Origin of the sequence: Neorhizobium sp. R1-B (assembly GCF_004368875.1) — a bacterium.
GTDB classification, from domain to species: domain Bacteria; phylum Pseudomonadota; class Alphaproteobacteria; order Rhizobiales; family Rhizobiaceae; genus Neorhizobium; species Neorhizobium huautlense.
Genome location: NZ_SOEM01000024.1, coordinates 1 through 19,197, shown reverse-complemented (window position 1 = coordinate 19,197; position 19,197 = coordinate 1). Strand labels below are relative to the sequence as shown.

Sequence of the window (19,197 nt, the reverse complement as noted above, 5' to 3'; positions counted from 1 at the left end):
TGCGATTTCGCTAATCTGGTTTCAGTCAATGACCAGAGAGGGAAATGTCCATGTCGTTCTTAGCCGGCTTTCAACCCATGACCCGCCGTTCGCTTCTTGGCGGTATCGCCGCGTCGTCGGCGCTCGTGATGCTGCATCCGTTTGCGGCTCGCGCGGCCGGCAACCAGGCGCATCTGCGCATCATGGAAACGACCGACATCCACGTCCACGTCTTCCCTTACGACTATTACGGCGACAAGCCGAACGACACGATGGGACTTGCCCGCACCGCCTCGATCATCGACGCCATCCGCGCCGAAGCCGGAAACTCCATGCTCATCGACAACGGCGATTTCCTGCAGGGCAATCCCATGGGCGATTACATGGCCTATGAGCGCGGCATGAAGGAAGGCGACAAGCATCCGGTCGTCAAGGCGATGAACGTGCTCGGCTACGATGCCGGCACGCTCGGCAACCACGAATTCAACTACGGCCTCGACTTCATGTTCAAGGTGCTCGCCGGCGCCGGCTTCCCCTATGTCTGCGCCAACCTGACGAAGGGCCAGCTCGCTTCCGATCCCAAGAAGGACGAGCTTTTCCTGAAACCCTATGTGATCGTCGAAAAGCAGATCCGTGACGGCTCGGGCGCGACGAGCCCGATCAAGGTCGGCTTCATTGGCTTCGTGCCGCCGCAGATCATGGTCTGGGATGCAAAGAATCTCGAAGGCAAGGCGCAGACCCGCGATATCGTCGACGCGGCCAAGGCCTGGGTGCCGGTCATGAAGGAGGAAGGCGCCGACATCGTCATCGCGCTGTCCCATTCCGGGATCGACGGCACCGGCCAGAGCGAACGGATGGAAAACGCCTCTCTCTATCTTGCCGGCGTCCAGGGCATCGACGCGGTCTTCACCGGCCACCAGCATCTCGTCTTCCCCGGCCCGAAGGATTTTGAGGGTATCGCCGGGGCAGACGCCAAGAAAGGCACGCTGATGGGCAAGCCCGCCGTCATGGGCGGCTTCTGGGGCTCGCATATGGGTCTGATCGACCTGCTCATCGAAAAGGACGGCAACAGCTGGAAGATCGTCGATTCGACCTCCGAAGCCCGGCCGATCTACCACCGCGACGAGAACCGCAAAGTCGTTGCCGACGCCAAGGACAAGCCGGAGGTCACCGCCGCCGTCAAGGAAGAGCACGAGGCGACGCTTGCCTATATCCGTCGCCCGGTCGGCAAGACCTCGGCTCCTCTCTACTCCTATTTTGCGCTGGTTGCCGACGATCCGTCCATCCAGATCGTCTCCAACGCACAGACTTGGTACATCAAGGACATGCTGAAGGATGGCCAATACAAGGATTTGCCGATTCTTTCGGCAGCGGCTCCTTTCAAGGCCGGCGGACGCGGCGGCGCGGAATATTTCACCGACGTTCCGGCAGGTGACATCGCCATCAAGAACGTTGCCGACCTCTATCTCTACCCGAACACTGTTCAGGCGGTGCTAATCACCGGCGAGCAGGTGAAGAACTGGCTGGAAATGTCGGCCGGCATGTTCAACCAGGTATCGGCCGGTTCGAAGGACGCTCCGCTGCTCAACGACAGCTTCCCATCCTACAACTACGACGTCATCGACGGCGTGACCTACCAGATCGACCTGTCGCAGCCGACCCGTTTCGACAAGGACGGTAAGCTCGTGAACCCGAACGCCAACCGCATCGTGGACCTCAAGTTCGACGGCAAGCCGATCGATCCGGCTCAAAAATTCGTCGTCGCCACAAATAATTACCGCGCTGGTGGCGGCGGCAAATTCCCCGAGATCGCCGGCGACAAGGTGATCTTCGTGGCACCCGACACCAACCGCGACGTGATCGTCCGCTACATCGTCGAACAGGGCACGATCAATCCGTCCGCCGATGCTAACTGGTCGTTCAAGCCACTGCCGGGCACATCGGCAATCTTCGAGACCGGCCCGAAGGCCCGCCAGTTTGCGTCCGCGGTCAAGGGCGCCAAGATCGAGGACGCCGGCGACGGCGCCAACGGTTTCGCCAAGTTCCGGCTGGTGCTGTAGGCGATAATCCCAACACGCGAAAATGCTACGGCAGCCTTTGGGGCTGCCGTCTTTCTTTCCGGACAGAACAGGCAATCAACAGGAACGCTGATGCCCCGATTTTCATTCCAGCAGGTCGATGTCTTTTCCAGCCGGCCGATGCGTGGCAATCCGCTTGCCGTGGTCGTCGGGGCCGACGATCTTTCCGACGAGCAAATGCAGGCTTTCGCCAATTGGACCAACCTAAGCGAAACGACATTCCTGATGGAGCCAAGCAAGGCCGAGGCGGATTACCGGGTGCGGATTTTCACGCCAATCCAGGAACTGCCGTTTGCCGGGCATCCGACGCTCGGCAGTTGCCATGTCTGGCTGGCGCATTCGGGCAAGTCACCATCCGGGTACATCGTCCAGGAATGCGGCGCGGGCCTCGTGCGTATTCGCCATGACGGCACTCGCCTCTCTTTCGCGGCCCCACCCTTGAACCGGAGCGGGCCGGTCGATCCGACCCTGATTGACCGCATCGCTCACGGCCTTGGCATTCCGGCGACCCTGATCGAAGACGCGAACTGGATCGACAACGGTCCCGACTGGATCGGACTTCTGTTGCCAAGCCGCAGAGACGTACTGGCCGTTCGGCCGGACTACAGTCTGCTGAAGGGACTTCGCGTCGGCGTCATAGGCCGCTTTGACCCCGAACAGGACGGAGCCGACGCCATGTTCGAAGTGCGCGCCTTCAGCAACCGCGGTACGGAGGATCCCGTGACAGGCAGCCTGAACGCCGGCTTCGCCCAGTGGCTGATCGGCGCCGGCATCGCGCCGTCCGACTATATCGCGGCCCAGGGCACGGTGCTCGGCCGCGCCGGACGCGTGCATGTGCGGCAGGAAAGTCCCGACATCTGGATCGGCGGCGAGGTCACATCCTGCATTCAGGGCTCGGTCGAGCTCTGACGACGAGTATCGGGGCTTCCGCCGGGAAGGCTAAAGCCCCCGTGCTCATCTCTTCAGGAGGGGCGAACCAGGCCAAGTGTTCACCACTCTCGATGTAGCATATCGGAGAAACCGCTCAGGCCGCCTCGGCTTTTTGGCCGATCCGCTGAAGCAACAGCTTCAGCTCCGGCACCGGCTTCTGCTCGATGCGGCGGTATTCGCGGCCATCGCGGGTCCGCTGGACCAGTCCGGAATCGAAGAGATCGCGGCGCAGCATGGCGGCATCGCCGAAGAGATGCAGGCTGTTGAGAAATTCGCTGATCTGCCGTTCGGTAAAGTCCCGGCCGGGCGGTATCTTCGACCACAGGTACCAGAGGCAGAGTTCCTGCAGCCCCCGCCTCCCCGGCCAACGGATGAGCTGCCCTGCCTCGTCGAAATGCCGGGCGGTCTTCAATACGCGCCCTTCGTCAGGCGCAGGCGTCTCATCCAATGTCGGGCGCCATTGCTCGATGACGTCGGCAGCATGTGTCACCGCGCGGAAATGCTGGTAGTTGCGGAAGCCGGCGGCGCGGGTCAGCAGGTTGAGCATCTCCACGTGGCTCGGCCTCTGGTCGAGTTTGTCGAGCTGCTCACGGATGGATTTGGCAAATGCCGAAAGGTCGGCGATTTGCATCGGAAAGATGGATCTCGGCATGTCTTATCCTTCAACGTGCCGTCTCTTCAAAAGCTGTCGCTGGTCGCCGGCTTGTCGACTTCGGCACGGGATAAGTGCTGATCATCTTTAAGGTTGGCAGGTTTAGCTTCCCTTGCGGGACGGCAACGCCTCGGTGAACTGCAGACCGTGGCTCCGTTATAGCAGAGCCTGGAAGCCCGTCAATTCGCTCAGGCCGACGAGGACGGCTCCGCCTCTTCGTTCGTGTCATATTTGCTGATAGAATCGCCGAAAGCCGCGCATGGGAGGAAGAGGCTGATGCTGGAACACGTGAAGACGGGCGCGAGCTACGGAGAAGAACCCGGGCTGCGCTTCGCGATCATGCTCGACGGTCACGGCGGCTGCAGGACGCTGAACATCGCCCAGGCCTGCACCTGGAAACCGGAGGACGGCATCATCTGGCTGCATTTCGAGCGCGACCATCCCGCGGCGGCGGAATGGATAAACACGAAAGGCGGGTTCGACCCGCTGGTGGCCGAAGCGCTTCTTGCGGAAGATTCACGCCCGCGCGTGGAGCCGGTGGATGACGGTCTGCTGATCATCCTCAGAGGTGTCTGCGCATCTCCACCGGAAGAAGCCCAGGAGCCTGCTCCTGACATCGATCTCGTACCCCTGCATATCTGGGTCGACGAGCACCGTCTCGTATCCCTGCGGGACAGCGGCCATTACATCACGGCCTTGCGGGACATCCGCAAGGCGCTGGAAAACGGCAAAGGGCCGCGCCAGGCCGGGGAGCTTCTTGCGCTCGTCAGCGAGAAGCTGGTCCGCGACCTGGAACCCGTACTGGACGGTATGGATGAGGAGGTCGACGAACTTGACGACCTGATCTTCCAGGGCGAAGCGGGCGAGGTCCGCCAGAGGCTGAAGCTGCTGCGCCGCCGCTCCGTGCAGTTGCGCCGTTACCTGTCGCCGCAACGCGACGCGCTCAATCGCATAGAACACGACGATGCGCCCTGGTTGACGGAGCGGGAGAAGCTCCGCTTTCGCGAGGTGATCGACAAGCTGATGCGGTTCATCGAATATCTTGATGCGATCCGCGACCGCACCAGCATTCTGCATGACGACCTGTCGACCGTGATCGGCGAGCGTATTGCACGCAGCTCCAACCGCCTCGCGGCATTGGCGGCACTTCTCCTTCCGCCGAGCGTCGTCGCCGGTCTCTTCGGCATGAATGTCGGCGGTATTCCCGGTGTCAACGACACCTGGGCGTTCCTGATCATCGTCGTCTTCATTGCAGCCATCTCCGCGGGCACCCTATGGCTGCTGAAGCGCATCGAATGGCTTTGAACCTGCCGCAGACTTGATATCCCATCTCCCGTCGGCCTGTTTCGCGACTTATTCCGCCGCGTCCTGCATTTCGTGCGGCGCGTCCAGACCCAACATGTCCGATAGTTCCTCATGACTCGGGCACGAGGAAAGCCGACGCTGGAAGGTGTCGATCAACCATTGACCCGCAGGCCCCGGCGGATTGGAAGCCTTGCGCATCGCATAGAGCGGGTACTCCCCCTGCTCGTATGCATCGAGCTTCAGCGCAACCAGTCTGACATCCAGGATATCCCTGGCAACAACGGAGGCGGGCAAGCCGCCCCAGCCGAGACCGCCCCTGATGAGCTGATGCTTGGTCGCAATATCGCTGACCCGCCAGGTCTTGTAGGAAAGCACATTGAAGTCGCGGCCCTTGGTCAGTTCCGACGCGTCGGTGACGACCAACTGTATTTCCTCCCGCACATCGGACACCGTCAGCGGCCGGTTCAGCCTTGCCAGCGGATGGTCGGGCGATGCGACCGGGATCAGGAAGGAATAGCCGATCTTCTCTGCGATGATCGTGTCGTCGTGCCTGAGAAGCGCACCACCCAGCCCGATATCGGCGCGACCGCTCATCACCATATCCATGACCATGCCGAGTTCGCCGACATTCAGGTTGAGTGCGACGCTCGGAAACCGCTCGCGGAACTCGCGCAATTCGCTTACCACGGCGTCGGAGGGCACCATGACACTGATCGCCAGCGAGACTTCAGCTTCAAGCCCCTGCTTCATGCTCTTGGCGCGCGCCCGCATGACCTGAAGGTCGGCCACAATACGCCGCGCGTCGGTCAGCATCGCCCTGCCCGCATCCGTCAACTTCGGTTGGCGGGCACCACTTCGTTCGAAAAGCGGCATCTCCAGCTGAGCCTCGAGGTTGGCGATCGTATAACTCACCACCGATTGGGCGCGGTTCAGCGCCCGCGACGCCGCCGAAAAGCTTCCGGTTTCGGCAACCGCCAGAAAGACCTGCAACTGGTCCAGGGTAGGATTGGCATCCATATCATCATCCAAATCTTCGATAGATAGCTTCGATATTATCTCCGTTTTATCGATAGCCGTCCACGCCTATCTTCTGCGTCGAGAACGAGATCCACCTCGAAAACAGACCTCCCAGAGCAGTAAGGAATGCCCCATGACCATTCTCCTCGTCACCTCCAGCCCGCGCGCCGAGTCGCTTTCCACCAAGATCGCCTCGGAATTCGTTGAGAAGCTGCAGGCCCGCAAACCGGACGAGTCCGTCATTCATCGCGACCTTGGAACCGACCCGATCCCGCACCTCGATATCGTCTCGACGGCCGCAATCCGCAAGGCTCCGCAGGACCGCACGCCGGAAGAGGCTGCCGCTGCCGAGTACTCCGACAAGCTTGTCGCCGAGCTGCTCGCGGCCGACACCGTCGTGCTCGCCACCGGCCTCATCAACTTCAATATCTATTCGACGCTGAAATCCTGGATCGACAATGTCGCCCGCGCCGGCCAGACCTTCCGTTACACGGAAAGCGGCCCGATCGGTCTCGCCACCGGCAAGAAGGTCTATATCGTCCTCTCCGCCGCCGGCGTCTATTCCGAAGGTCCTGCCGCGGGCATGAACCACGCGGTACCCTACCTGAAGACAGTTCTGGGCTTCATGGGGATGACCGACATCGAAGTCATTTATGTGGAAGGCACGGCATTCGGTCCGGAAGCCTTCGACAAGGCCATTTCCGACGCCACCGCGAAGACTTCGGAGCTCGCTCTCGCGGCCTAAGCCTCCGTCCCCGCCTCCGACGAGGCGAGCCTGCCGAGACGGCCGTGAACGTTGTTCCGGCCGTCATTTTTTGCCCTGTAGAGCCGCTCGTCCGCGCAGGACAGAAGCGCCTCGAGAATGAAACCGTCTTCAGGTGCCGTAGCGACCCCAAAGGATGCGGTTACCGGTTGTCCGTCCGGCCGCTTCACCATTCGGCCGATTTCGATACGCAGGCGGTCGGCAAGCATCAGGGCGCCGTTATGATCGGTGTCCGGAAGGATCAGCACGAATTCTTCACCGCCGAAGCGAGACAGGTGGTCGGTCGGCCGGGAGCCGATCTGCAGCCGGCCCGCCACGTCCTTCAGGATTTCGTCCCCCTTCAGGTGACCGAAGCGGTCATTCACGTCCTTGAACCTGTCGACGTCGACAATCACGAGGCTCAGCGCCCGGCCGGCGTCAAGGCAGTTGCGGATCAGCCGCGGCGCATCCGCCTCCAGGCGGCTACGGTCCAGGACGCCGGTCAATCCATCGACTCCGCTCTTGGCGAGCAGCGCCTGATAACGCTCGCGGAAGGTCAGGTCATTGAAGATATCGGAGATCTCCCGTGTCGCCCGGGCCGGCCGCGGTTTCTGGTCGATCTTGAGGTAGATCGCAAAAAGCAGGGAATAGACGACCACCGCAACGAGCTTGGCGTACCAGCCTCCGAGGAGGACGGAGAGAGGCGCATCGAAAAGCATGTTGAGGGCTGCGTAGAAGCCGAATTGGTCGAATGTCAGAACGGCCGCACCGCTGACGGCGAACCTGAGAACGACGGAGTTGCGGAAGAGACGTCCCAGCCGCTCATAAAGCAGGATGATGCCGATCGCATCGAGATAAAGCAGGCCAGTGCCCCACACCATCAGCCACCCCATCTCGTTCAGAAAGCCGACATCGACGGGCCGGCCGGCTGGCAGGGTGGTGACGTCATGAAGCTGCACGAACTGGGCTATGCCGACCGTCAGGAGATTTCCCAGAAAGAGCCCGTAGATCGGCTGGCGCACGACTGCTGCGTCCTCCTTCAGGTAAAGGAGCAGGATCATCATCAACTTGCCGGCAAAGAAGATCGAGGAGCCAGGGGAAACGGTTCCGAAGGGAAGCTCGACATAAAAGACCGCTGCGAGGTAGGTCTCCATGAAGTGCATGACGCCGAGTGCCGTCAAAAAGACCCCGAGGCCAAGCACGCGCCGGAAATGAAGAAAGGCGGTCATCAGGGTGAAGTAGATGACCGCTTCCAGCAAGAACAATGCGAGATTGAAAACTTGCATCTTCGACCTGTATCAACCCCTGCAGATCTGAAGCCGTCGCAACGGCTGCTTTTCCCGAATGCGCCGCCCTAACCGGATTAGGTGGTTACGCATGATGAAGCAATAACGGCTTAAACGTTTCAGCCTCAAAAGCTCCGAAATCCTCGATCTGGGGCAACTTTTTCGGCATGTTGCGCAACTGGAGGGCAACGGCCGGATCAACTTCCCGAGCAATCGTCTTCATGCTCGCGGGCCTGCCAAGGAGATAGCCCTGCAGTTCGTCGCAGCCCGCATAAGCGAGGAAGAGCGCCTCCTCCATCGTCTCGACGCCTTCCGCGACAATCTTCATGCCGAGACCTGCACCGAGATCGATGATGGTCCGCACGATGACCTGAGCGCTGGTGACGGCCGCAAGATTGCTGACGAAGCTGCGGTCTATCTTGATCGTGTCGAAAGGATACCGGCTGAGATAGCTGAGAGACGAATAACCGGTGCCGAAATCGTCGAGCGCGATATGGAAACCAATCTGCTTTAGCTCGTTGAGGATTTCGACGGCGCGTCTGTCGTCTTCGATGAGAACGCTTTCGGTGATCTCCAGTTCGATGCGCCGTGGATCGGCTCCAGTCTGGTACAGAAGTTCGGTGAGATCCGTAACGAAATTCGCATGCCGGAATTGCAGCGGGCTGACATTCACGCTGATATGGCCCTTGACGTGATCGAGCAGGCGGCAGGCCTCGGCGAGCACCCATCCACCCAACTGGATGATCTTGCCGGAAGCCTCGGCGACCGGGATGAAGTCGCCGGGGCTGATCATCCCCCGTTTGGGGTGATGCCAGCGCAGCAGTGCCTCGTAGCCCGTTATATAGCCTGAAGCTGCCTGAACACGCGGCTGCAGATAGAGTTCGAACTCGCGGTGCTGCAGGGCAAGATCAAGATCGGCTTCCAGCGCACGCCGCTTTTCGATCAGCTCGTTCATGCCGGGCTTGAAGATGTGGCATGCATTCCGGCCGGCATTTTTCGCGTGGTAGAGCGCAACGTCTGCGCAACCGATCAGAGCATCCATGTCGTGTGCATGCACGGGGCAGAGCGCACAGCCGATACTCACGCTAATGGCGACCTCCTCTCCATAGCCGATTTTGACGGGGGCGGCCGTTGCGGCAAGCAGTTGATTGCCGAATTGTTCCATTTCATTTTCGGCCGGCACGTCTGCCAGGATGACGGCGAACTCGTCGCCGCCGAGGCGAGCGACCACGGCTTCCGGCCCGGCCCGATTGGAAAGGCGCACGGCAGTTTCGCGAATGACCGCGTCTCCCGCCTGATGGCCATGAATGTCGTTGATGTCCTTGAAACGGTCGATATCGACCATGAAGACGGCGCAACCGGCGCCCTCACCTGCCCGCTCGACCAGATCGGCAAGCCGTTCGGAGAAAAGGACGCGGTTGGGCAAGCCGGTGAGCGGATCGTGGAGGGCGAGATGCCGCATGCGGCTCTCGGCCTCTTTCCGTTCGCGCAGGTCGACGAGGCAGCCGACCCGCACCGTTTCGCCGCGATAGCGCATGTAACGCCCGCGCGCCTGTACCGGTATCTCCTCGCCGCTTGCGAGCCTCAGCCGGATTTCGTAGGAGCGCCCGTCATCCTTCTCCATCATCATCTGGATGAGGCGCCTGTCGCCCTCGTTCAGGAAGTCAAAGATCGGCCGGCCGACCAGATCTGCGATGGGAGAGCCAACAAGCTTGGCAAGCTGGTCGTTGCCGTCGACGATCAGACCATCCCTGTGCATGACGATGGCCTCGAAGGTGGCGTTGGCGATTGCGGCGACGCGCTCTGCCTCCTCGTGGTCCCGCTTGAGCTCCATCAGCTCGCCGCGGTTGCGCTCCTCTTCCTCGATATTGTCCATCAGACGGTTGAAAAGGCCCGTCAGCTTTTCCGCCTCGTCGCCTTTCACGACCGGCAGACGCTTGGTTAGGTCGGCATTGCCCTCCAGAAGATCACTGATCGCCTCCTCCACATGTCCCACCCCCAGACGTGTGGCATGTTCGGCAATGTTAAGCCCGTCCTCCTCATCCGTTCGAGTGACACGGATGCGCATCGTCCGATCGGCAAACCAGAAGAAGGCGTAACCGATCCCGAACGACCAGTAAAAATTCAAGCCGGCGCCGACGAGTTGCACATGGAGTTGCGCCAGCCTGCCGCCGGCCGGCAATTGATCTACCGGGGCCAGAAAAGCAAGAAGCAGCGTCCCCGCCACGCCGGCAAACGCATGGACGCCGATCGCCCCGACGGCATCATCGATCTTGAGCTTGTTTTCGATAAAGGCATTGCCGAGGATTGCCACCGCGCCGCCCGCCGCGCCGATCATCAGGGCGCTTGCGGGGTCGAGGATGTGACAGCCAGCCGTCACCGCCACCAGCCCGCCGAGCAGGCCGGAATTCGACTTCTCTGGCAGAATGACGCCGTCCTGGTAAAAGCCGATCACATAGCCGACGCAGGCTCCCATAGCGCCCGCCAGAACCGTATTCATGATGATCGGCGCGACATCTTGCGAAGCGGCAAGCGTCGAGCCGCCATTGAAGCCGACCCACCCGATGAAGAGCAGCAGTGCCCCGGTCGTGGACAGAACCGGGCTATGGCCTGTGATGCGGGTCACGGACCCATCCGCATTGAATTTGCCGATCCGCGGGCCGATCACCAGGCAGGCGGCGAGCGCCACCCAGCCGCCGGTCGAGTGCACGACCGTGGAACCGGCAAAATCGACGAAGCCCATTGCCGTCAGGAAGGCGGAAGGATTGGGAAACAGCGCCGTTCCCCAGGCCCAGTGAACGAAGACCGGATAGATCAGGCCGGACATCAGAAGCGAGCCGAAGACATAGGCCGAAAGCTTCATCCGCTCCGCGACCGCGCCGGAAACGATCGTGGCCGCGGTGCCGCAGAACATGACCTGGAAGACGAAGAACGCCGCCTTCCCGGAATCCAGCTCCTGCAGGAAATAGAACTCGCTCTGCATGCCGAAAACGAAGCCGTCCGAGCGTCCGAAAGCGATCATGAAGCCGACAGCGGCGAATGCGACGACGCCGAAGACGAAATCGAGGAGATTCTTCTGCGCCACGTTGATCGAATTCTTCGATCGGACCATACCGGCTTCGAGCAGAAGGAAACCCACCTGCATCATCATGACGAGAGCGGCGGCGACCAGAATCCAGGTGAAGTCGAGCGAAGATGCCTGCGATATCCCGTCGTCAGCAAAGACCATGTCTGGAGCAAAACAGGCAATGAGCCCGCAGCTGCCGATACGCACCAAATATGAACGGGGAAACCGCATCAAAAAACGACCGCAGCAAAAGACAATCTGAACAGATGTCCAACCTACCGCAAAATCGTTTAATTTTATCTGATTGTGTATCCGCTTTCCCGCGGCCGCATGCCCGTCAGGCCGAGCGTGACTTCTCGCCATCGGCAAACAGAGAAGCACCGTTCTGGTCGATGATCTGCTGCGCCTTTTTGATCGTGTACTCGACGGCATCATCCATCGACGTGAAGACGTCCGCGCGAACGAAGGTCCGGACCAGAACCTCGCCACCCATATCCTTTTCGATCCGTCCCGCCAATCTGAACTGCGAACCTTCGCGGATCGGGGCCGGATGGATCATGCAGCCGTTATGCTCCACCGGTTTGGCAGCCGGAGCGGACGGTTCGGCGGACTTTCCGCCGCCGGAGAAGATCGAGAGGATATTGGATAGAAACGAAGCCATGGCGGCTGCCTATCACATTCCTCCGGGCGCAGGAAGCGGCCCATCTCGGAAATGTCGCAATCGAATCTGAACAAGGCTCATATCCACCGCACCGAATCGGAGTGAGCTTCATGAAATGGAAAATCGCCGCTGCCGTGCCGATCGCGATTGCCGCCGCACTCTGGATCGGAAACACCTCGCTCTTTTCGAGCTTTCCGCAGGATGCTCCGCTGCGCATCATCGCCCATCGCGGGCAACATCAGCTGTTCGAATCGAGCAATCTGCAGAACGACACCTGCACGGCTAGCCTGATGCTGCCTCCCACCCATGAGTTTCTCGAAAACAGCCTGCCGAGCATGAAAGCAGCCTTCGATGCCGGTGCCGACGTTGTCGAACTTGACGTTCACCTGACACCGGACAAGCAGTTCGCCGTCTTTCACGACTGGACCCTCGACTGCCGGACCAACGGCAAGGGCATCACCGAGCAAATGCCGATGAGCGTACTGAAGACGCTCGACATCGGCTACGGCTATACTGCCGACGGCGGCAGGACATATCCGTTCCGTGGAAAGGGGAACGGCCTGATGCCGACCCTCCCCGAAGTCTTCCAGACTTTTCCTGACGGCCGCTTCCTCGTCAATTTCAAGAGCCGCCGCACCGAGGAAGGTGAAGCGCTGGCCGCCATGCTCGCTACGCAGCCCGCCTTTCGTGAGGCCACCTTCGGCGTCTATGGCGGCGACGAGCCGACGGAAAGAAGCATGGCGCTGGTGACGGGGCTACCCGGCTATTCCGCCCGAACGGCAAAATCCTGCCTCGTCACCTATCTTGCCCTCGGCTGGAGCGGCCATGTGCCGGCAGCCTGCAGCAATGGTCTCGTGCCGGTGCCCGCCAACCTCGCCTTCCTGCTCTGGGGCTGGCCGGAACGCTTCTACAACCGGGTGCGCGCTGCCGGATCGGATGTCGTGCTCCTCGGGCCGCTCGAAGCGGGCGACGCCGGCTCATCCGGCATCGACGATCGGGAGGCGTGGGACATGGTGCCGGACGGCTTTCCCGGCCTCGTCTGGACGAATGTGATCGAAAAAACGCGGGTCGAGGTCGACCGCCGCGGCTTCTGCGCCCTGCCCGCCCGTCCGAAAGTCTGCGGAAGATAGACTTATCACCGTTGCAAAGCGCGCCTATCGTCCCCGGCATGGAGGCGCGGATGGGAAGGAGTTTTCCGGCATGGCGAATGTTTGCTTGTGTCTTCGTTGTTCTGGCGATCACATCCGGAGCTCTGCTGATGGCCGAACAGCGCATGCCCGTTGAAGGCTTTCCGGCTTTTGACAATGCCCGTCTCGGCAGCGATATCGATGCCTATCTGGCAACGGACGAAAGTCGGTTCAGCGACCTCCGGCCAGGCGCAGCCAAGCATATCCGCTGGGCCGATCCCGCAACAAAAGCAAAGATGCCCTTTGCCATCGTCTATATCCACGGCTTTTCGGCGTCGTCCGAAGAGGTCCGTCCCCTACCCGACCGCGTCGCGGCTGCGATCGGCGCCAACCTCTTCTTTACGCGTCTGACGGGGCATGGGCGAGATGGCGGGGCCATGGGCGAAGCGGCGCTGGAACACTGGTTTTCGGATTTTTCCGAAGCATTGGCCATCTGCGAAGCAATCGGCGAGCGGGTCATCGTCATCGCCACCTCCACCGGCGCTTCGCTGGCTACACTGGCACTTGCCGATCCGAAAATCGGCCCCCGCGTCGCGGCCGCAATCTTCCTCTCGCCCAATTACGGCATCAACAGTTCCGGCGCCTTTTTGCTCACCACGCCGATCGCGCCGCAGCTTTCGCGATTGCTGCTCGGGCCTACTCGCAGCTTCGCTCCGCACAACGAGAAGCATGCGGCGCACTGGACGGTTGAATATCCGACACATGCACTCCTGCCGATGGCTGCGCTCGTGAAACTCGCGGTCAATGCTCCGATCGAGAACATCGGGACGCCTGCCCTGTTTCTCCATTCCTCGCTCGATCAGGTGGTCCGGCCGGACAAGGTGCGTGATGTAGCCGGCCGCTGGGGCGGGCCGCATGAGATCGTCGACGTCGGCAAAACCGGTGATCCCGGCAACCACGTGATCGCCGGCGACATTCTTTCACCGGCAACGACCGCACCGGTTGGCGAGCGGATCGTCGCTTGGTTGAAACCCACCCTCGGCCTCAGATGATGAGGCTTGCGAGAATGTCGTTCTCGGTTATGTCCTGATAACCCATGCCGGCGGCCTCGAACCGCTCCACCAACTGGTTGAAGTTCTCGGGCCTCTTGGTTTCGATGCCGATCAAGATGGAGCCGAAATTACGGGCGGATTTCTTCAGGTATTCGAAGCGGGCGATATCGTCCTCGGGACCGAGAAGATTGAGGAAATCCCGCAGCGCCCCCGGGCGCTGGGCGAGCCTGAGGATGAAGTATTTCTTCAGGCCCGAGTACCGCATCGCCCGTTCCTTGACGTCGGGCAGACGCTCGAAATCGAAATTGCCGCCCGAAACGACGCAGATCACCGTCTTGCCGGCCAATGCGTCCGGCCCCAGCACCTCGAGGGCAGCGATCGACAGGGCCCCGGCCGGCTCCAGGACGACCCCCTCGACATTCAGCATGTCGATGATGGTAACGCAGATGGCATTTTCCGGCAGGAGCAGCACCTGATCGGCGGAAAAGCGCTTCAGCGCTTCGAAATTCAGGTCGCCGATCCGTGCAACCGCCGCGCCATCGACAAAATTGTCGAGCTTGGCCAGCGTGACGGGCTGCCCCGCCTCAAGGCTCTTTTTCAGGCTTGGCGCTCCTGCGGGTTCTGTAAAGACGAAATTTTCAGGCCTGGTGCGGTCGGCAAGGTAGCCGGTCACGCCGGAAGAAAGCCCGCCGCCGCCGACCGGCAGGATGACAATGTCGGGCGCCACGCCCTCCGGCAACTGCTCGACGATCTCAGAGGCGACTGTCCCCTGCCCCTCGATGATATCGGCATCGTCGAAGGGGGGTACCATCACCCCGCCGATCTCATCCACATGCGCACGTGCGGCCGCATAGCACTGGTCGAAGATATCCCCGATCAGACGGATGGTGATGAACTCGCCGCCGAACACGCGGGTCTTGTCGATCTTCTGCTGCGGTGTCGTCACCGGCATGAAAACCACGCCCGGAACCTTGAAATGGCGGCAGACGAATGCAAATCCCTGCGCATGATTGCCTGCAGACGCACAGACGAAGGTCTTGGTGCTCGCGCCAGCCGCGATGGCCTTGCGGAGGAAGTTGAACGCGCCGCGGATCTTGTAGGAGCGGACCGGGGAAAGATCCTCGCGCTTCAGCCAGATGTCCGCGCCATAGCGCCGACTCAGGTGCTCGTTCAATTGCAGCGGCGTTTCGGGGAAGATCTCCCGCATGGCCGCCTTGGCTTCGTCCACACCCGCCTTGGTCACGCCTGCTCTGGTCACATCGGCCATCCATTGAAATTCGAGATGGGCCTCGCTATGCCATAGGCTTGCGGCTGTGACAAAGCATCTTTCCGCGGCTCCGAAAACAGGGACAACCCTTTCTTGAACGCCAGCCTTTTCCGGTCCGTCATCTATGTGACTGCGCTTTGTGCGCTTTATCTGTCGATCGCCATGTTCCTGCCGGCGCTGGTCGATCTCTACTACGGGCACAGCGACTGGCAGGTGTTCGCGATGTCCGGCTTCATGGTCGGCGGTCTCGCGGCGGCGGCGGCGCTCGCCACCCGTGGCCCTCAACCGGCCTTCACCAAACGGCTCGGTTTCCTCTTGGTCAATGTCCTGTGGGTGATGTTTTCGCTGGTCGGCGCAATTCCGCTTTTCCTGGCCGAGCACGAACTGTCGTTTGCCCAGGCGGTCTTCGAATCCATATCCGGCATCACCACCACGGGCTCGACCGTCATCGTCGGCCTCGATGACATGCCGCCCGGAATCCTGCTCTGGCGGTCGCTGCTCTGCTGGTTCGGCGGCATCGGGATCGTCGCGCTCGGCCTTTTCGTCCTGCCCTTCCTGAAGGTCGGCGGCGCCTCGATCTTCAAGCTGGAATCTTCGGAGACCAACGACAAACCCTTCGCCCGGCTTGCCAGCTTCACGCGTGCCTTTCTGATTGTCTACGTGCTCCTGACGCTGGCCTGCGCGATCGCCTATGACATGGCGGGAATGACCCATTTCGATGCGCTGAACCACGCGATGACCACCATCGCGACGGCCGGCTTTTCCACGCATGACGCGTCCTTCGCCTATTTCCAGAGCACGCCCATATTGGTCATCGGCGGAACCTTTCTGACAATTTGCAGCCTGCCGTTTTCGGTGATTATCCTTCTTGCCATCAGGGGTCGTCTGGATGCGGCACGCGATCCGCAAATCCCTACCTTCCTCGGCTATCTGACGGCGATCTCCATTGCCGTCGCCGTCTATCATCACCTCAGGAACGGCGTCGAACTGGATGATGCTCTGATCCATGCCTTCTTCAACATGGCATCCATCCTGTCGACCGGCGGCTTTGCGAGCGACGATTATACACTCTGGGGGCCGTTCGTCGTGCTGGTCGCTTTCTTCGCGACATTCATGGGCGGGTGTTCCGGCTCGACTGCCGGCGGCATCAAGGCCTATCGATTCGTCGTGATGCTCAATGTCGCCCGGGCGGGCCTCAACAAGCTCATCTATCCGAATGCCATCTACCCGGTTCGCTATGGCGCGCTTACCGTGGATGCGGAAACCCAGCGCGGCGTGTTCCTGTTCGTCAGCCTCTATATCTTCCTCTGGGTCGTGGGCAGCATCGGCATGACACTGTTCGGTTACGATATTCTGACGGCCACCTCTTCGGTTATAACGGCCTTGTCGAATGTCGGTCCCGGCATCGGCCAGATCATCGGCCCCGTCGGCAATTTCTCCACCATCAGCGATCCCGCGCTTTATCTTCTCTCGCTGATGATGCTGCTCGGCCGCCTGGAAATCCTGACCATGCTTGTCCTGCTGACGCCGGTCTTCTGGCGCCACTAGGCCGGAACGCGAAGGAAACGGACAGGACCACCCGGCTCGTCGTCGTCGAACACGGCACAGGAGAGCGAATCGCCGAACACACAACCGCTGTCGATATTGGTGCGGTTGCCGATCGTCACCGGATTTCCCGGAAACGGCGTGTGCCCATGGCAGAGATGCCGCCCCCAGAAATCAGAGGTATAGTCGCTGGGATAGCGTCTCCAGATTAGATCGCGCTCGTTCTGCGCCTCGAGCGGAAGGGCCTTGTCCACGCCGGCATGCACGAAGATACGGCGCTCATCGACATGAATGAGCGGAAGCCCGGCGCACCACTGGATGACCTCCTCCGGAACGCTGCCGCCGAAGGATTCCAACGTTTCCCGCCCGCCGTTGTCGATCCAGAACGAGCCCTCATCGCCGCGGACGTGATGTGCGCGGACAAGCATGTCCTCATGGTTGCCCTTCAGCGGGGTCCAGCGCCAGCCACTCTTTTTCGGCCCAGCCATGACGAGGTCGACGACTTTTTTGATGTCCGGCCCACGATCGATATAGTCGCCGATGAAGACCACATGTCCGGATGACGCCTGCGCCTCGATATGGCCGAGCATCTCCTCAAGCTGCGCAAAGCAGCCGTGAATATCGCCGATGGCAAAGGTGTAACCCAAGGCTTGCTCCCTGGAGACGGATATAGAGGGCCAGATCTGATCGGGAATAGGCGTCTGGTGCGGACGACGGGGATCGAACCCGTATGACCGAAGTCGAGGGATTTTAAGTCCCTTGCGTCTACCAGTTTCGCCACGTCCGCGCGCCTTGCTTTTCAAGCAGATAGGAGATTCAGTCAAGCGGCGGAACGCAAAACATTATTATGCATTTCTGCATTTTAGTAACGCCGTGTCCGCCTCATTCGGCTCCCATTCATTTTGCGGCCGCTATGTTGCGGGCAGCAACACATCGAGGAGACGACACATGAGGACGACCACAATACGATATCTCGGCATGCTCGCCGTGATCGCCACCACCTTGGGCGGGGCTTCCCAAGCCTTATCCCAGGGTTTCGAGCTCTATATCGATCGCGACGGCCCCCGCTATAACGACGACCGCTACCGTGAACGGCGGTATTACGACGAGGATTATCGGGACCGGCGGTACTACAGGCCACGATCCGAGCGTTCGGGATGCTCGGTTGGTGAAGCGATGCGAAAAGCGAGCCGCTACCTTGATGATCCGCAACCGGGAAAGACCTCGAACCGTTCCATCGAGATCCGGGGCTACGGAAGCAGAGGCGAGCGGAACCGGGTCATCTTTGCCAATCGGCCGGGCTGCCCACGCATCGGATAAGTGGCGAGGATCATGAAAACAAACCCTTCGGTCAGGAAGACCGAGGGGTTAGCTTCTAGAAATCTGTCTAAGACCGCCGGTTAGCACGCCTGATGTCGGGGATCGAGAAGAAATCATCCTGCCCGGCGAACTTCGCAATTTGGGTTGCTGCTGTCCGGACAACCTACTGCTTGACGATCAAGCCCTGGCCGGTCGGAAGCGTAAGGACCACTTGGCCGTGATCGGCCGCAAATGCGTTCCACATCCGATTCTGCTCTTCATGACTTTCGAAAGCGTAGTCATCGAGAACGATCGCGGCACCGGGAACGACGCGGTCCCAGACCCTCTCGATGCTTGCCTTCTCGTAGCTCGCGGCATTCAGATCCACAGAGAGATAAGCGATCCTGTCAATCGCCACGCCGTCAAGACTGGCGGGTAACGCCCCTCGGACGAGAACCGCGTTCGGAAACGGAGCGAAATTGCGCTTGGCTATCTCGAACACATCGAAATAAATGCCCCTGTTTCGCTGTTTGCGGAAATGCTCCTCATCCATGGTCATTTCGCCGGCCGGTATTCCTTCGAAGGTGTCGAAAAGCCAGAATTTCCGATCAATCGTGCCGAAGTCGAGATATCGGCACACCGTCATCGACAGAAGACCGGCGTTGACCCCGAATTCAACGAAGTCGCCTTCAAGCTTCAATGCCCGGGAAGCCGCCCAGCAACAGGTATGAGCCCGCCATCTGACATCCGGCACCCTTCCCCGCTTTTTCCAAGCTTCCCGATTTCCCTCCTCTGCAAACGCCCATGCCGCTGCAAAGCGGGGCTCGTCCTTGAAATCGGTATTCTTGTTGTAGGTACGAAATCCATCTGCGGCGTAACCCGGCAGTGTACTGTCCCCGCTGAGGAGATATTTTAGCCGGCGACGAAGCTCGCGTGCACGCATTGGATAGACAACCCCCACCTGAAATATCGAGGATACCTATCGCGAAGCTTTTCGATTTCAATCGACCGCGCTTGCTCCTTTATCGGCTGAAACGAAAGCACAGCCTCGACTCCATCTCGGGCAGTCCTTCGGCGGCCGGACCGCTTCGCCTGAATCGGGATAGGGGGGAGCCTATTGGCTCCGCCCCTCCCACACCACCCGGCATGCGGGTCCGCACCGGGCGGTTGGAGCAGTTGAGGTCGTCAGG

General features: G+C 60.6%; 16 protein-coding genes and 1 tRNA gene. 8 read left to right on the top strand and 9 right to left on the bottom strand.

Annotation, left to right across the window (positions count from 1 at the left end):
• Positions 1-50 precede the first annotated feature (50 nt).
• Together EDE05_RS22805 and EDE05_RS22800 are read left to right on the top strand one after the other, a co-directional pair.
• Positions 51-2,039, top strand: a complete 1,989-nt coding sequence (locus tag EDE05_RS22805; RefSeq protein ID WP_112796769.1) for a bifunctional 2',3'-cyclic-nucleotide 2'-phosphodiesterase/3'-nucleotidase — start codon at positions 51-53, stop codon at positions 2,037-2,039.
• A 90-nt stretch (positions 2,040-2,129) separates the two neighbouring features.
• Positions 2,130-2,966: a PhzF family phenazine biosynthesis protein gene (locus tag EDE05_RS22800; protein WP_132413203.1), complete on the top strand. Its 837-nt coding sequence runs from the start codon at positions 2,130-2,132 to the stop codon at positions 2,964-2,966.
• Between the two features lie 115 nt (positions 2,967-3,081).
• Here EDE05_RS22800 and EDE05_RS22795 read toward each other — a convergent pair whose 3' ends face one another.
• Positions 3,082-3,639, bottom strand: coding sequence for a DUF2087 domain-containing protein (locus EDE05_RS22795; RefSeq protein ID WP_112796765.1), 558 nt, complete (start codon positions 3,637-3,639; stop codon positions 3,082-3,084).
• 276 nt (positions 3,640-3,915) lie between these two features.
• Here EDE05_RS22795 and EDE05_RS22790 point away from each other — a divergent pair, with 276 nt between their 5' ends.
• Complete coding sequence (locus EDE05_RS22790) at positions 3,916-4,944, top strand: CorA family divalent cation transporter (protein ID WP_105374578.1); 1,029 nt, start codon at positions 3,916-3,918, stop codon at positions 4,942-4,944.
• Between the two features lie 48 nt (positions 4,945-4,992).
• Here EDE05_RS22790 and EDE05_RS22785 read toward each other — a convergent pair whose 3' ends face one another.
• A complete protein-coding gene (locus EDE05_RS22785) occupies positions 4,993-5,961 on the bottom strand; it encodes a LysR family transcriptional regulator (protein ID WP_112796761.1) in 969 nt (322 codons plus the stop codon).
• Between the two features lie 133 nt (positions 5,962-6,094).
• Here EDE05_RS22785 and EDE05_RS22780 point away from each other — a divergent pair, with 133 nt between their 5' ends.
• Entirely contained in the window at positions 6,095-6,706 is a 612-nt protein-coding gene (locus EDE05_RS22780; RefSeq protein ID WP_112796759.1) for an FMN-dependent NADH-azoreductase, read from the top strand.
• Here the strand turns inward: EDE05_RS22780 and EDE05_RS22775 are convergent.
• The 3 genes from EDE05_RS22775 to EDE05_RS22765 all read right to left on the bottom strand — a co-directional run bounded on the left by EDE05_RS22775 (position 6,703) and on the right by EDE05_RS22765 (position 11,717).
• Positions 6,703-7,989 (bottom strand): GGDEF domain-containing protein, encoded by a 1,287-nt coding sequence (locus tag EDE05_RS22775; protein ID WP_112796757.1) that lies wholly within the window; start codon positions 7,987-7,989, stop codon positions 6,703-6,705. The genes EDE05_RS22780 and EDE05_RS22775 overlap by 4 nt on opposite strands.
• Positions 7,990-8,074: 85 nt before the next feature.
• Positions 8,075-11,218, bottom strand: a complete 3,144-nt coding sequence (gene amt / locus EDE05_RS22770) for an ammonium transporter (protein ID WP_245505233.1) — start codon at positions 11,216-11,218, stop codon at positions 8,075-8,077.
• A 175-nt stretch (positions 11,219-11,393) separates the two neighbouring features.
• On the bottom strand, positions 11,394-11,717 hold the full coding sequence (locus tag EDE05_RS22765; protein WP_105374574.1) for an HlyU family transcriptional regulator: 324 nt from the start codon (positions 11,715-11,717) through the stop codon (positions 11,394-11,396).
• A gap of 110 nt (positions 11,718-11,827) precedes the next feature.
• Between EDE05_RS22765 and EDE05_RS22760 the strand changes: the two genes are divergently transcribed.
• Both EDE05_RS22760 and EDE05_RS22755 read left to right on the top strand, forming a co-directional pair.
• Positions 11,828-12,847 carry a glycerophosphodiester phosphodiesterase family protein gene (locus EDE05_RS22760; protein WP_112796755.1) on the top strand — a complete coding sequence of 340 codons (1,020 nt, stop codon included), beginning with the start codon at positions 11,828-11,830 and terminating at the stop codon, positions 12,845-12,847.
• A 128-nt stretch (positions 12,848-12,975) separates the two neighbouring features.
• Positions 12,976-13,896, top strand: coding sequence for an alpha/beta fold hydrolase (locus tag EDE05_RS22755; protein ID WP_245505234.1), 921 nt, complete (start codon positions 12,976-12,978; stop codon positions 13,894-13,896).
• Here the strand turns inward: EDE05_RS22755 and ilvA are convergent.
• A complete protein-coding gene (gene ilvA, locus EDE05_RS22750; RefSeq protein ID WP_166675497.1) occupies positions 13,889-15,139 on the bottom strand; it encodes a threonine ammonia-lyase in 1,251 nt (416 codons plus the stop codon). The two genes, EDE05_RS22755 and ilvA, sit on opposite strands and share 8 nt — an antisense overlap.
• Before the next feature lie 117 nt (positions 15,140-15,256).
• On the opposite strand from ilvA, the gene EDE05_RS22745 reads away from it, so the two are divergent.
• Positions 15,257-16,711 (top strand): TrkH family potassium uptake protein, encoded by a 1,455-nt coding sequence (locus tag EDE05_RS22745; RefSeq protein ID WP_112796749.1) that lies wholly within the window; start codon positions 15,257-15,259, stop codon positions 16,709-16,711.
• On the opposite strand, the gene EDE05_RS22740 is transcribed toward EDE05_RS22745, so the two are convergent.
• Together EDE05_RS22740 and EDE05_RS22735 are read right to left on the bottom strand one after the other, a co-directional pair.
• Positions 16,708-17,355, bottom strand: coding sequence for a metallophosphoesterase family protein (locus EDE05_RS22740; protein ID WP_112796747.1), 648 nt, complete (start codon positions 17,353-17,355; stop codon positions 16,708-16,710). The genes EDE05_RS22745 and EDE05_RS22740 overlap by 4 nt on opposite strands.
• Before the next feature lie 55 nt (positions 17,356-17,410).
• A tRNA-Leu gene (locus EDE05_RS22735) sits at positions 17,411-17,495 on the bottom strand.
• A 161-nt stretch (positions 17,496-17,656) separates the two neighbouring features.
• Between EDE05_RS22735 and EDE05_RS22730 the strand changes: the two genes are divergently transcribed.
• Entirely contained in the window at positions 17,657-18,028 is a 372-nt protein-coding gene (locus EDE05_RS22730) for a hypothetical protein (RefSeq protein ID WP_245423009.1), read from the top strand.
• 163 nt (positions 18,029-18,191) lie between these two features.
• Here the strand turns inward: EDE05_RS22730 and EDE05_RS22725 are convergent, their stop codons facing one another.
• Complete coding sequence (locus tag EDE05_RS22725) at positions 18,192-18,950, bottom strand: TylF/MycF/NovP-related O-methyltransferase (protein WP_105374568.1); 759 nt, start codon at positions 18,948-18,950, stop codon at positions 18,192-18,194.
• Positions 18,951-19,197 lie beyond the last annotated feature (247 nt).

Excerpts from the sequence above, each read along its gene's own strand:
- EDE05_RS22805 (WP_112796769.1), top strand. The coding sequence starts at position 51 with ATGTCGTTCTTAGCCGGCTTTCAACCCATGACCCGCCGTTCGCTTCTT.
- EDE05_RS22800 (WP_132413203.1), top strand. The coding sequence starts at position 2,130 with ATGCCCCGATTTTCATTCCAGCAGGTCGATGTCTTTTCCAGCCGGCCG.
- EDE05_RS22795 (WP_112796765.1), bottom strand. The coding sequence starts at position 3,639 with ATGCCGAGATCCATCTTTCCGATGCAAATCGCCGACCTTTCGGCATTT.
- EDE05_RS22790 (WP_105374578.1), top strand. The coding sequence starts at position 3,916 with ATGCTGGAACACGTGAAGACGGGCGCGAGCTACGGAGAAGAACCCGGG.
- EDE05_RS22785 (WP_112796761.1), bottom strand. The coding sequence starts at position 5,961 with ATGGATGCCAATCCTACCCTGGACCAGTTGCAGGTCTTTCTGGCGGTT.
- EDE05_RS22780 (WP_112796759.1), top strand. The coding sequence starts at position 6,095 with ATGACCATTCTCCTCGTCACCTCCAGCCCGCGCGCCGAGTCGCTTTCC.
- EDE05_RS22775 (WP_112796757.1), bottom strand. The coding sequence starts at position 7,989 with ATGCAAGTTTTCAATCTCGCATTGTTCTTGCTGGAAGCGGTCATCTAC.
- amt (WP_245505233.1), bottom strand. The coding sequence starts at position 11,218 with ATGGTCTTTGCTGACGACGGGATATCGCAGGCATCTTCGCTCGACTTC.
- EDE05_RS22765 (WP_105374574.1), bottom strand. The coding sequence starts at position 11,717 with ATGGCTTCGTTTCTATCCAATATCCTCTCGATCTTCTCCGGCGGCGGA.
- EDE05_RS22760 (WP_112796755.1), top strand. The coding sequence starts at position 11,828 with ATGAAATGGAAAATCGCCGCTGCCGTGCCGATCGCGATTGCCGCCGCA.
- EDE05_RS22755 (WP_245505234.1), top strand. The coding sequence starts at position 12,976 with ATGGCCGAACAGCGCATGCCCGTTGAAGGCTTTCCGGCTTTTGACAAT.
- EDE05_RS22730 (WP_245423009.1), top strand. The coding sequence starts at position 17,657 with ATGAGGACGACCACAATACGATATCTCGGCATGCTCGCCGTGATCGCC.
- EDE05_RS22725 (WP_105374568.1), bottom strand. The coding sequence starts at position 18,950 with ATGCGTGCACGCGAGCTTCGTCGCCGGCTAAAATATCTCCTCAGCGGG.